Origin of the sequence: Amphibacillus marinus (genome assembly GCF_900110345.1) — a bacterium.
In the GTDB taxonomy this organism is placed as follows: Bacteria; Bacillota; Bacilli; order Bacillales; family Amphibacillaceae; genus Amphibacillus_D; species Amphibacillus_D marinus.
Window position 1 is genome coordinate 275,421 of the sequence record NZ_FODJ01000003.1, and the last position, 12,870, is coordinate 288,290.

Here is a 12,870-nt window from a genome sequence, read left to right on the forward strand (position 1 = left end):
AGAACAGCTAAGCTTAATAAGTTATCGACTTTTTTTGAAAAAATAGAAATAACGAGCTAACAGACTGTCAAAAGTGACAATCCGTTAGCTCGTTATTATTTGTATTTTTCCTCAAGCCTAGTCATCCACCAACCGAGCAAGGTTCCTGCAAGTAACAGTGCTGCACAAGCGAGTAAACCAAGCAGGGTTATTCCGCTATAATCAACAGGAACAATCATCACTGTTGAAGCAAACACAACCCCTAGAATAAAGTGGAAAAGTGGTCGATAAGCTTTTCGGAAAATAAAATCCATTAGTTTCGATAAGCTTAATACACAGATTACTACGCCAAGAAAGACAGGAATAATAATTGACCATTCCCCATCCTTAATACCATCCGACATTGCCTTATACATGCCCATATAGATTAGAAAATTGGATGGACTTAACCCTGGAATAATCATTCCCAGTCCAATTAAACCACCGGCGAGTACCCAAGTATAGAGATTCTGATCTACCGCACCTTGAATTAAGTTTTGCCCATAGATTAAAAATAGCAGGGCCAGCACAAATGTGATGATCAGAATATAGATATCGCGTGGTTCTCTACCATGTTTACCCGCCTCAGCCCAAAGTGCAGGAACCGTTCCAACGATACAGCCAACAAAAAACCATAAAATCGGCGTTTGGTAATTTCCAAGTAAGAAACTAACAACAAAGGAAAAGATAAAGATCCCAAAGACGGCACCTAAACCAATGGGGATAAAGAATCGAACATTTTCTTTGAAGTTCTTTGTTATATGGGCCAGAAAAGTAATAATCCGCTCGTAAATGCCGAATACAGCCGCAAGAGCACCGCCACTAACGCCAGGCAGAATAAAGCCGGATCCGATAAAAATACCTTTAATGAAGCGTAACAACCAATCAAATGAACGAGGTTTGTCCATTAAAACGTGCACCCCTTTTGTGATGAATAGATAATTTTGCCGTACGATTTATCATAGCATATTTTTTCAAAAATGCATGAAATTATGCTGTAAGTTTGTGCTATAGTCAGTATATGCAAAAGTACGTGATAAATTAGTTTAAAAGAGGTGAGCAGTATGGGTGGTGTGTTACAGAATCCGAGCTATCGAACAGTAAAGCAAATAAAAAAAGGTTGGTCTTCTGACCAAAAGTATTTTGTGCGCACGATAGATGATAAAGCATTACTTATTCGCCAAACAGAGCTTTCAGCCTATGATCAAAAAGTTAGTGAGTTTAATATGTTAAAAACATTAACTTCAATGGGGTTTCATACCAATCAGCCAATTGAATTAATTCCCTGCAAGGAAGAGGAAACTCTTTATATGATTATGAGTTGGTGTCATGGGCAAGATGCTGAGATCATTTTACCGACGCTAACCAATGAACAGCATTATCAGCTTGGGATCAAAGCTGGTCAAATGCTTAGGACAATTCATGATGTTAATGTTCCTGCAAAGCATCAAGACTGGCAGGCTTTTTATCTAAAGAAAACAGAATACAAGATTAAGAAATATCTTAGATGTGATGAGTCCTTTGATGGGGATACCTTGATCATCAATTATTTACAACAACATCAGGAGCTACTCAATGACCGACCACAATGCTTTCACCATGGTGACTATCATCTCGGCAACATGATTTTAACCGAAAATAATGACCTGGCTATTATTGATTTTAATCGTCATGATGTTGGTGACCCTTGGGAGGAATTTAATCGTCTTTCTTTTAGTGCTAAGATAAGCCCAGCATTTGCAACTGGGCAGATCGATGGCTATTTTGCTGGTACTCCACCAAAGTTGTTCTTTCAGACACTAGCCTTTTATTTCTGTAGCAATATAATTGGATCCCTACCTTGGGCTATTCCCTATGGAACACAAGAGGTTGCGTTCATGAAGCGACAAGCAGCTGATTTCCTTCAATGGTTTGAAGCTGGAACGTTGCCAGATTGGTACTTAAGTAAAAGTTAGCAAGAACGGTTTATTTATCTGAATTGTCAGAAATTTTAACAACGTGTGAGTAAATGTGACAATGTAGTTGTCTGGGTGATAACGTTGTAATATTATTACCTATGTGTTTTCAAATGCTTTGAAGGGAAGGATGACCAAACATGCAGATAAAAAAGATAGCCATTATTGGTCTGGGGGCACTTGGTGTGATGTATGCTGAGCATTTTTCAAAACATCTACCAGCTAATGCTCTCCGCATTATAGCAGATGAAGAACGAATTGAAAGATATAAAAAAGAGGGTTTTTTTAGTAACGAGCGGCGCTGTCAATTCTCGTATGTAACACCAGAAGAGGAGATGACTCCGGCTGATTTGGTTTTAATTACGGTTAAATTCAATGGCTTAGCAGAAGCATTGGAAGCAGTAAGAAATCAGGTTGGTGAGCATACGATTATTATGTCAGCAATTAATGGTATTACGAGTGAAGAGCTCATTAGTGAAGTGTACGGGAAAGAGCGCGTGCTTTATTGTGTTGCGCAAGGAATGGATGCGGTGAAAGAAGGAAACAGGCTTACTTACGCCAATAAAGGTGTGCTTTGTTTTGGTGAAGAAGTAATGACGGAGCCAACGAAGAATGTGCAGGCTGTTGCGCGTTTCTTTGATTCGGTAGCTTTTCCGTACGAAATTGATCAGAACATGAGAAAGAGACAATGGGGCAAATTTATGCTCAATGTCGGCGTCAATCAAACGGTTGCAGTATACCAAACCAACTATGAAGGGGTGCAGGTAGACGGCAAAGTAAGAGATACCATGATCGCTGCAATGAAAGAGGTAAAAGCGCTATCTGAGCATACCGATACACCACTAGATGATTCGGACCTTAAGTATTGGCTAAATTGTCTTAACCAGCTTCATCCGCAAGGGAAACCATCGATGCGGCAGGATTTCGAAGCTAAGCGCTATTGTGAAGTTGAATTATTTAGTGGGACTGTCTTAAAGCTGGCCAGCCGCTTTGGTGTCGAGACGCCAATTAACCAGATGCTATATGATCAAATTGCAGAAATTGAGTTGCAGTATACTTAAGAAGGAAAGAGGGCGCCAAGCTAGGGTAGCCCTTTTTTTAATGCCGTTATCCCCGCTTTCCGAATTGACCTTGTTAGTATGGAAAGATCGCACCTATTCCACTAATTTCGCTCTCAACTCAGACAGTTGCGCACTTAATCTATGTTTCAGTGCAATTAACAAACTTTACGTGCGAACACTTATCAATTGAGAGCGATTACTCCTAAATAAGGAGACATTCACAGGTGATGAGAATATTTTGAAGTTAAAATTCCTGTACTAATACAAAAAATTTAATAGCAAGATATATTAGCTTCTGTTTTACCTTGAATTACTCCTCTCTTTTTGATTGATACTTACTAATTTATTTGATGTATTAAGAATAACCAAACTTTTGTATTTTATTATAAGTAGCTATTCGAATAAGTAATTTGTTGTATAACAGATTGTTTTTGAATGGTTATTCACCGATTGGAGACTTGACAGGGTAAAAAGTCTGTGATAGAAAAATGATGATATTATTTTTATTTTTTAGCGAAGGTGGATGCACAGAAAAAAGGGCGGTGAGTAGGTGAAAATAGATAAAATTTTGAATAATAATGTTGTAACAACAACGAACCAGGAAGGGCAAGAAATGGTCGTAATGGGGAGGGGCTTAGCATTCCAAAAGAAGATCGGTCAGTCAATTGAAAATAGTAAGGTTGAGAAAATGTTTGTGGTACAGGATAAAGAAATAGCACTTAAACTTGACCAGTTATTAAAATACACTTCAGAGGAGTATCTCGATATCGCTTCTGAGATTTTAATTTATGCCCAAAAACATTTGCCATACAAGTTAGACGAATATCTTTATGTCGCATTAACCGACCATTTGAGCTTTGCTATTGCACGGTACAAGCAAGGCATTCAGCTAAAGAATAAGCTGCTTTACGAGGTAAGAAAGTACTACAAAAGAGAATTTCAGGTTGCAAAACGCTGCCTAGGAATTATTGAGCAACGTACCGGTATTGTACTGGATGAGGATGAAGCGGGTTCAATTGCGCTACATCTCGTTAATAGTCAATTATCTGGGGAGAACATGCAGGCAGCCATTCAAGTTACAGAGATGGTTGATAGTATTTTAAACATTGTTAAGTATTTTTTTCAAATGAGTCTTGATGAGACTACCATTAACTACGAACGGTTTGTCACGCATCTTCGTTATTTCTCTGTACGGTTTGTTCGGAGAGAGGAGTCGACAGATACTGTTGATGATTTCATGCATGAGCAGGTTAAGGTTAAGTATGCTAGGGCCTATGCCTGTACGGAGAGAATTAATCTGTATTTAGAGCAGGAGTTTAAATGGCCGCTTTCGCAGGACGAGCGTGTTTATTTAACTGTTCATATTCATCGAGTCACCTATCGTGAGCGTAAGGAAGCAGAAAATCGAAAAAATAATGAAAACGCTTAATTTTTTGTTGACAGGGAAATGTAAGCGTGTTAGATTTAAGGTGTTAATCGATTAATAAAACTATATACTATTTAGGAATGTTACCTTTTTTGGGCATAACCTGAATCAATCAAAGCTACACGATAAGTGTAGGCTTATGATTGGTTCAGGTTTTTTATTTGAAATTTCCAATTAAAGAAAGGATGAGAAAAGATGAAACATGAGCAATTGGCAAAAGATATTGTTCACCACGTGGGTGGTCGGGAGAATGTAAATAGTGTGGTGCATTGTATAACTAGACTTCGATTTAAATTAAAGGACGAGAGTAAAGCCAATACGGATGTATTAAAGAATATGGATGGTGTTGTCACGGTTATGCAGAGTGGTGGGCAGTATCAAGTCGTTATTGGAAACCATGTCTCAGATGTATACAGAGCAGTTGTCGAGGTAGGGGGCTTCCAAGCAGAAGCTTCTGATGCAAATAACCAAAGTGAAGCGAAAGGGAATCTATTTAATCGTTTTATTGATATGATATCGGGAATATTTACACCCATTCTCGGTGTTCTAGCAGCCTCTGGGATGATCAAGGGGATTAATGCACTTTTTATCGCGCTGGAGGTATTTACGGATACAAGTGGAACGTATCAAATCCTAAATGCGGCTGGAGATGGTTTATTTTATTTCTTACCCGTTATCCTGGGTTACACAGCAATGAAGAAATTTGGTGGAACGCCTTTCTTGGGAATGACGATTGCGATGGCACTCGTCTATCCAGCTCTTGAAGGAATTCCAGGTGCTAGTGAACCACTCTATTATTTATTTTCAGGTACCTTGTTTGAATCACCGATTTATGTCGAGTTTCTAGGGATTCCGATTATTTTAATGACGTATTCCATGTCAGTTATTCCAATTATTATTTCAACTCTGTTTGCAGCTAAAGTCGAGAAGTTTCTAAAGCGCGTGATTCCTTCTGTTGTAAGCATGTTCTTAGTTCCGATGTTTACAATTCTACTCATTGTCCCGTTAACGTTTATCGTTATTGGTCCAATTGCGACTTGGGCAAGTCAATTACTTGGTGAAGTCACGGTATGGGCGTATGATTTAAGTCCTGTTATTGCGGGTATCTTCTTAGGCGGTCTTTGGTTAGTGTTTGTTATGTTTGGCTTACACTGGGGTCTTGTACCAATTGCAATTAATAACTTTGCTGTTAATGGATCAGATTCAATACTTGCATTAGTATTTGTCCATTCATTTGCCTTAGCAGGTGCGATCTTAGCCGTTTGGATCAAAACAAAAAACCAAAAACTAAAAGGACTCTGTGCACCGGCTCTTATCTCATCCATTTTTGGTGTTACTGAGCCGGCGATGTATGGAATTGCGTTACCGTTGAAAAAACCGTTTATCTTTACCTTAATTACTTCAGCAATAGGTGGTGGCGTACTTGGTTTCTTTAGAGTAACAGGCTATGTTATGGGTGGCTTAGGCGTCTTTCAGTTCCCAAGCTTTATCGGTCCGGAAGGCTTTGACACAGCATTTATTGCTTCTGTTGTCGCAACAGTACTCGGTTTCGTAGTGGCCTTCCTCCTAACCTATTCATTTGGTGGTATTAATATAGAGGAAGCAAATCAAGAAATGGTCGGTGACGCTGGAAAAAAGTCCGTAAAGCCTGAGCCAGGCCAAGGTACTGCAATTGTGGTGACAAGTCCAATCAATGGTGAAGTTAGAGCTTTAAATCAAATTGATGATGCTGCTTTTAAATCAGGTGCTCTTGGTAAAGGCATTGCGATTGAGCCGATGGAAGGTAAAGTATTTGCACCTGTGGCTGGAACGGTGACGTCGCTCTTTCCGACGCATCATGCAATTGGCATTACATCTGCTGAAGGTGCTGAGGTATTAATTCATGTTGGAATGGACACAGTTAAGCTTGAAGGTAAGTACTTTAGCCATCATGTTAATCAAGGTGATCGTGTTGAGCGTGGACAGTTAATGTTGACCTTTGATGCTGAAAAAATTAAGCAAGAGGGTTATACGCTTACCACACCAGTAGTTATCACGAATTCGTCCGGTTTTTCATTTAACATCTTGGAGCAAGGGAACTATCGTGTAGATGATGTTATTATGGAATTAGTAACAAACTAGCTCTGGAAGTGGATTAGAGGTGCACATGATGCACCTCTAAATAGATAAGTGAGTTTCTAAAAAATGTAGGAGGACAATCCAAATGACTAATCAATTTAAGGACGGCTTTTTATGGGGCGGTGCAACGGCAGCAAATCAATTTGAAGGCGGTTTAAATGAAGGTGGCAAGGGACTAAATCTTGCCGATGTGTTACCTGGTGGCAAAGAACGTTTAAAGCTCTTAGCTAGTCCAGGCTTTGATTTCGAAATTGATCAGGCTAAGTATCATTACCCCAATCATGAGGGCATTGATTTTTATCACCGTTATAAGGAAGACATTGCTCTATTCGCGGAAATGGGTTTTAAGGTTTTCCGGTTAAGCATTGCTTGGAGTCGGATTTTCCCTAATGGAGATGAAACGGAAGCTAATGAAGCTGGCTTAGCCTTTTATGATCGTATCTTTGACGAACTAGCGAAGTATAATATTGAGCCACTGGTCACCATTGCCCACTACGAAACACCGTTACACTTAATTAAGGAATATGGTGGTTGGAAAAATCGTAAGTTAGTAGAATTCTTTGATCGTTATGTTGAAGCGATTTTTACGCGCTATCAGGATAAGGTGAAGTATTGGTTAACATTTAATGAGATTAATGGTGCGACACATCTACCACTTTTAGGCTTAGGTTTCTCGCCTGAAAGTGAAGCGACTCGCTTGCAGGAAAGCTTCCAAGGTTTGCATCATCAGTTTGTAGCAAGTGCGCGGGCTGTGAAGAAAGGGCACGAGATTATTCCCGAATCGCAGATTGGTTGCATGTTACTCTATGCTCCCGTCTACGCTTTCGATGCTAATCCTGAAAATGTAATGTATGTTAGAAGAGAAGCAGATCTGTTTAACTTTTTCTGTGGAGACGTTCAGGTGAGAGGGGAATACCCGTACTTTGCGAAACGTTATTTTGAAGAGAACAATATCAAACTTAAGATTGAAGCGGGCGATTTAGAAGAAATTAAGCAAGGAACAGTGGATTTCATCTCATTTAGCTATTATATGTCTCGGACGGATAAAAAGCATAAAACCGCTGAGGAAATGGGGCAAGGTAATTTAATCGGCGGTGTTAAGAATCCATTCTTAAGTGCAAGTGATTGGGGATGGGAAATTGATCCAATTGGCTTGCGGATTGCCTTGAATGAGTTGTATGCGCGCTATCAAAAACCATTAATGATTGTTGAAAATGGTTTGGGTGCCTATGATCAGATTGAAGCAGACGGTTCGATTCAGGATGATTATCGTATTGATTATTTACGTGAACACATAAAGCAAATGGGTGAAGCAGTCCAAGATGGAGTTGACCTAATTGGCTACACGCCATGGGGGTGTATTGACTTAGTTAGTGCTTCTACCGGTGAATACTCAAAGCGCTATGGCTTTATTTATGTGGATAAACATGACGATGGATCTGGAACAATGGAGCGCATGCGTAAGAAATCCTTCTATTGGTATAAACAAGTTATTGAATCAAATGGAAATGAACTCTAGAAAATAACGGGTAGGCACATTAGTTAATGTGTCTACTTTTTTTGAGTAAAACAGCAAATTGATAAGTTGCTAATATCGCCAATTAATAAAGGCATTTGCTTTCATTCCTAAGTAATTCCTTAGCCCAATAAAGCGCTCAACAATTCTTTCCCCTCGCGCAAGTTCTGTATCTGTTGTTAAGTGATTTCTGTTGCTTCGTTTCTTTTGGTACAGTTAATTTTTATTCGTTTTGAGTTGAAAGCTTTGTTCAATTATAATGAGGGATGTGCTTAACTTAAAGAGAAAGAATAGCTTTTGGGAAAGAAGCTAATAAGCAGAAGCAAGCTTCTCGGACAAAGAGAATTGAGGAGAATTTTAAGAATAAATTATTTTATAGAGGGAGGAATTAAGATGGAAAAATGGGACGTTTATGACCGCGAGCGCAATTTAACTGGAGAAACGATGACCAGAGGTGATCGTTTTACAGATGGGGCATATCATTTAGTGGTGCACGTATGTATTTTTAATCAGAAGGGACAACTGTTAATTCAACAACGGCAACCGTTTAAAAAGGGTTGGTCTAATTTATGGGACGTAACGGTTGGCGGTAGTGCAGTAGCAGGTGACAATAGTCGTCAGGCCGCTGAACGCGAGGTGTTTGAAGAAATTGGCTATAGAATTAATCTAACGGATACGCCCGTTGCTTTAACCGTAAATTTTGAACGTGGTTTTGATGACTTCTATTTAATTGAGTATGATCTTGATCTTCAGCAACTTAAGCTACAGCCGGAAGAGGTACAGGCCGTTAAATGGGCAAGCTTAGAAGAAGTCTTGACTTTAATTGATCATAAAGCGTTCGTACCTTATCACAAAAGTTTAATAGAGACTTTATTTGTGATGCGAAAAAGGATTGGTGCGCATCACTATATAATAGAAGAAAAAAGCTAGTCCTCTTACCTCGAGAGACTAGCTTAGCTAGGGAAGTCCTTGCTAGTGTAGCAATTATAATGAAGCATCAAGCTGCAATGCTGTCTGCCACTGCTCTACTTTTGCCAGGGCAAGCTGATCAGTTAAAATATCATTTGGTTTATTCCCGTGCCCAATGAGATAATCAATAAATTTAATCCCCACATAGCTAAAGATGTGATTAAATTGCTGAATCAATGGTAAGGCGGTTAAATTAGGATCAGGGTAATGTGCAGTGACAATAACATAAGCTTGTTTGTTCGAAAGATTAGCTTTTAAATCATAACGCTCATCTCTTAAATATTGACTCCAACGGTCAAAGAACAGTTTCATGTGAGCGGACATGCCAAACCAGTATAGTGGTGTTGCAAAAATGATTGTGTCGTGAGCGAGGAATTTTTCTAAAATTAAAGGATAGTCATCGTCTGCTGGTTCGAACCCTGTCGCTGTATGTCTTTGATCTACAATGGGTTCAATGTAATGATCTGCCAAATAAATGCGCTCGTGTTTAATGTTAGCTAGCAAGTTATTAATCAAGTTCTCTGTGTTACCGCCTTTTCTACTACTCCCCAAAATAACTAAAATACTCAAGATATATCCACTCCTTTTTTCTACGTTAACACAAGTGTATAATAATATTATAATTCAGTAAAATTGAAATAATCGAATCGTTGATTCAGTAAAATTGATAATAGAAAGTTGGATACTTATGGAACTACGTCATTTAATAACGTTTAAAACCATTGTAGAGTCAGGTGGCTTTAAAAAAGCAGCGGATCATTTAGGCTATGCCCAATCTTCAGTAACTAGCCATATTAAAGAACTAGAACGAGAGCTGGGTAAGCCCCTCTTTGATCGACTAGGAAAAAAGATTAGTTTAACCGAGACAGGGGAGGTTTTTTTGCCATATGCTCGTAAAATGATTGCCTTATCTTCGCAGTCAATGGAAGCTATTCAATCAGAGCACATGCCCCAAGGGTCATTGGTAATCGGGGTTAGTGAGTCACTGTTGATCTATTGGTTACCAACTGTGATTAGTACGTTTCGAAAAAAATATCCAATGGTAGATATTACTGTTAAGGCTTTAAAATATCCGAATATAGCCAATCAGCTTAAGGAGGGAGAAATTGACTTTGCTGTGTTAGTAGAGCTGCCTGATTGGCATGCACCGTCGCTCAGTTTAAAACAACTGGGCAAGGAAGCACTTTTGATGGTAACAGCTGCCCACCATCCCCCTCAACCCAATCAAACCATGCTGGTTACCGAGTATACCTGTAGTTGGCGCCCGGTAATAGATACCTATATGAAGGCATTCTATGTAGACAAATTAAGTCAAGTTGAATTACCAAGTGTTGCTGCCATTAAGCAATGTGTACTAGCTGGCTTAGGGATAGCTATGCTCCCTAGATTTGTAATTGAAGAAGAGCTAGCACAAGGCGTATTGCAATTGGTGACGCCAGATGAACCACAAGAGGAATTAGGAATCTACACTGCAATTCATAAGGATAAGTGGGTCTCTTCAAAGCTGCAATTGTTTTTTGAATTACTTGAAACCCATGCTAACTGGCGTGCCGATAATACTAAACCAATAATGTGTTTGAAAGGGCAATGAAATTTTCTTAATTTGGTCTAGTCAAAACCTGAAGCAATAATTAGGATTGTTATCATCTTGTTTGTTAATAAGTAAACATGTTCCGATAATTGCTAATGTTTAGGAGAAGGGTGTTGTCAATCTTCTACTACTCCTTATGATGCTGTTTTTATACTTGTAAGAATGATATGTTACAAATTGAGGTGCGTAAATTTTAAGCAAATTGGGCTTATCCAGGTAAATAGTCCATATTTATAATTGTCCGCACCTCTTAACCTCTCCTGTATATTATTTTTAAATATAACCGGCAGTAAAAGAGAAGACAATAAAAATAAAAGATAACTTGTACGTATATGTTTTTTTGTTTATAATTAACTAAAGAAAGCGTTTTAATATTATCGGACTTTGGAGGAGAAGGTATGACTGAAGCTGTTAAAGCGAGTATATTAGAAGGAAAGACAGTGCTGGGGATCGAGCTAGGCTCAACACGAATAAAGGCTGTTCTGATTGGCGAGGATAATCTGCCTATTGCAACAGGTAGTCACGATTGGGAAAATAGTTATCTTGACAATATTTGGACGTATAGCACAGAGGAAATATGGAAGGGTCTGCGTGATAGCTATCAGAAACTAGTAACCGATGTTGAGCGGCAATACAACGTCAAGCTTAGTAAACTTGCTGCTATTGGAATTAGTGCAATGATGCATGGTTATCTGGTGTTTGATCACAATGACCAATTACTCGTTCCTTTTCGCACATGGCGAAACAATATAACAGGTGATGCTGCTAGTGAATTAACCACATTATTTAATTATCAAATTCCGCAGCGCTGGAGTATAACGCATCTTTATCAAGCCATTTTAAATGAGGAGCCGCATGTTGCCAGTATTCATTTTCAAACAACTTTAGCAGGCTATGTTCATTGGATGCTTACTGGGGAAAAGGTGTTAGGTGTTGGGGAAGCATCTGGTATGTTCCCAATTGATTTAGCGACAAAATCGTTTAATAAGAAGATGATTGAGCAATTTGATCAGCTTGTTGAGGGAGAAGACTATAACTGGCAGTTATCAGAAATCTTGCCAGCTGTAAAAGTTGCTGGAGAAGATGCAGGTCGGTTAACAGAAGCAGGAGCGATCTTGCTTGATCCAACTGGCGAACTTCAGGCTGGTGCATTATTATGTCCACCTGAAGGGGATGCGGGCACTGGAATGGTCGCTACAAACAGTGTTGCTCAGCGGACCGGTAATGTTTCAGCTGGTACCTCCGCTTTTGCTATGGTGGTACTGGAGGATGAGCTATCAAAGGTTTATCCAGAAATTGATCTTGTGACAACCCCAACAGGAAGTCTAGTTGCTATGGCGCATTCAAACAACTGTACGTCTGACCTTAACGCCTGGCTTCATTTATTTAAAGAATACAATCAAGTAATGGGAATTGAAGTGGATACTGATACGTTATATCACACGTTGTTTAATAAAGCCTTAGAAGGCGATGCTGATGCAGGTGGTTTATTATCATATGGTTACTTGTCTGGCGAGCATATGACTCATTTTGAATCGGGTCGTCCATTATTTGCTCGGTCTACCTCTAGTTCGTTTACATTAGCAAACTTTATGCGGACTCACCTATACTCAGCTGTCGCTGCAATGAAAATGGGGATGGACATTCTGTTAAAAGAAGAGCAGGTTAATCTCGACGAAATGCACGGACATGGTGGGTTATTTAAGACGGAAGGTGTGGGACAACAGATCATGGCAGCTGCCTTAAACACACCAGTTGCGGTTCTAGATACTGCTGGTGAAGGAGGCGCTTGGGGTATTGCTATTTTAGCAGCTTACTTAATTAATAACGATGACGGTGAAACGCTAGCTCAATTCCTCACTAGTTCGGTTTTTGGTCAGCAAGCAGCACAAACAATTAGGCCTGATCCGAGAGCAGTAGCTGGCTTTGAACAATTTATGGAGCGCTATCAAAAAGGACTTCCAATTGAACGAGCAGCTGTTGAACTTTTAAGCTAATATAATAAGTAATTGTAAAAAAGTGATTAAGCTAACAGCTTAATCACTTTTTTTATGTGAAATTCTTTAATATGTTAATAAATGACTATAATATGTAGAAATGATTATTTACTGGTAGCGCTTTCTTTATTATGGTAGTAATAGCGAGAGGAAAGGAGGAGTGGGGTAATCAGCATTGTATTAGCAAACGGACTTTAAAAACTAACAAAAGGACGTGAA

General features: G+C 39.2%; 10 protein-coding genes. 8 read left to right on the top strand and 2 right to left on the bottom strand.

Going from position 1 to position 12,870, the window contains the following annotated elements; all coding sequences use genetic code 11:
• Positions 1 to 95 precede the first annotated feature (95 nt).
• Entirely contained in the window at positions 96 to 926 is an 831-nt protein-coding gene (locus BM000_RS06890) for a DUF368 domain-containing protein (RefSeq protein ID WP_091496194.1), read from the bottom strand.
• 156 nt (positions 927 to 1,082) lie between these two features.
• Between BM000_RS06890 and BM000_RS06895 the strand changes: the two genes are divergently transcribed.
• The 6 genes from BM000_RS06895 (at position 1,083) to BM000_RS06920 (ending at position 9,024) form a co-directional block, all read left to right on the top strand.
• The gene (locus tag BM000_RS06895; protein ID WP_091496196.1) at positions 1,083 to 1,973 is read left to right on the top strand and encodes an aminoglycoside phosphotransferase family protein; all 891 of its coding nucleotides are present in this window, start codon (positions 1,083 to 1,085) and stop codon (positions 1,971 to 1,973) included.
• 140 nt (positions 1,974 to 2,113) lie between these two features.
• Positions 2,114 to 3,034 carry a ketopantoate reductase family protein gene (locus BM000_RS06900; RefSeq protein WP_091496197.1) on the top strand — a complete coding sequence of 307 codons (921 nt, stop codon included), beginning with the start codon at positions 2,114 to 2,116 and terminating at the stop codon, positions 3,032 to 3,034.
• 550 nt (positions 3,035 to 3,584) lie between these two features.
• Positions 3,585 to 4,463, top strand: coding sequence for a BglG family transcription antiterminator LicT (gene licT, locus BM000_RS06905; protein ID WP_091496199.1), 879 nt, complete (start codon positions 3,585 to 3,587; stop codon positions 4,461 to 4,463).
• A gap of 192 nt (positions 4,464 to 4,655) precedes the next feature.
• Positions 4,656 to 6,581 carry a beta-glucoside-specific PTS transporter subunit IIABC gene (locus tag BM000_RS06910; protein ID WP_091496201.1) on the top strand — a complete coding sequence of 642 codons (1,926 nt, stop codon included), beginning with the start codon at positions 4,656 to 4,658 and terminating at the stop codon, positions 6,579 to 6,581.
• Positions 6,582 to 6,663: 82 nt separating this feature from the next.
• Positions 6,664 to 8,097, top strand: coding sequence for a glycoside hydrolase family 1 protein (locus BM000_RS06915; RefSeq protein ID WP_091496203.1), 1,434 nt, complete (start codon positions 6,664 to 6,666; stop codon positions 8,095 to 8,097).
• A 390-nt stretch (positions 8,098 to 8,487) separates the two neighbouring features.
• The gene (locus BM000_RS06920; RefSeq protein ID WP_177178239.1) at positions 8,488 to 9,024 is read left to right on the top strand and encodes an NUDIX hydrolase; all 537 of its coding nucleotides are present in this window, start codon (positions 8,488 to 8,490) and stop codon (positions 9,022 to 9,024) included.
• A 54-nt stretch (positions 9,025 to 9,078) separates the two neighbouring features.
• Here BM000_RS06920 and BM000_RS06925 read toward each other — a convergent pair whose 3' ends face one another.
• Positions 9,079 to 9,633, bottom strand: a complete 555-nt coding sequence (locus tag BM000_RS06925) for a flavodoxin family protein (protein ID WP_091496205.1) — start codon at positions 9,631 to 9,633, stop codon at positions 9,079 to 9,081.
• A gap of 118 nt (positions 9,634 to 9,751) precedes the next feature.
• On the opposite strand from BM000_RS06925, the gene BM000_RS06930 reads away from it, so the two are divergent.
• Together BM000_RS06930 and BM000_RS06935 are read left to right on the top strand one after the other, a co-directional pair.
• Positions 9,752 to 10,654 (top strand): LysR family transcriptional regulator, encoded by a 903-nt coding sequence (locus BM000_RS06930; RefSeq protein ID WP_091496207.1) that lies wholly within the window; start codon positions 9,752 to 9,754, stop codon positions 10,652 to 10,654.
• Positions 10,655 to 11,052: 398 nt separating this feature from the next.
• Positions 11,053 to 12,651 (top strand): xylulokinase, encoded by a 1,599-nt coding sequence (locus tag BM000_RS06935; protein ID WP_091496209.1) that lies wholly within the window; start codon positions 11,053 to 11,055, stop codon positions 12,649 to 12,651.
• Positions 12,652 to 12,870: the final 219 nt, after the last annotated feature.

Excerpts from the sequence above, each read along its gene's own strand:
- BM000_RS06890 (WP_091496194.1), bottom strand. The coding sequence starts at position 926 with ATGGACAAACCTCGTTCATTTGATTGGTTGTTACGCTTCATTAAAGGT.
- BM000_RS06935 (WP_091496209.1), top strand. The coding sequence starts at position 11,053 with ATGACTGAAGCTGTTAAAGCGAGTATATTAGAAGGAAAGACAGTGCTG.
- BM000_RS06895 (WP_091496196.1), top strand. The coding sequence starts at position 1,083 with ATGGGTGGTGTGTTACAGAATCCGAGCTATCGAACAGTAAAGCAAATA.
- BM000_RS06900 (WP_091496197.1), top strand. The coding sequence starts at position 2,114 with ATGCAGATAAAAAAGATAGCCATTATTGGTCTGGGGGCACTTGGTGTG.
- BM000_RS06910 (WP_091496201.1), top strand. The coding sequence starts at position 4,656 with ATGAAACATGAGCAATTGGCAAAAGATATTGTTCACCACGTGGGTGGT.
- BM000_RS06915 (WP_091496203.1), top strand. The coding sequence starts at position 6,664 with ATGACTAATCAATTTAAGGACGGCTTTTTATGGGGCGGTGCAACGGCA.
- BM000_RS06920 (WP_177178239.1), top strand. The coding sequence starts at position 8,488 with ATGGAAAAATGGGACGTTTATGACCGCGAGCGCAATTTAACTGGAGAA.
- BM000_RS06930 (WP_091496207.1), top strand. The coding sequence starts at position 9,752 with ATGGAACTACGTCATTTAATAACGTTTAAAACCATTGTAGAGTCAGGT.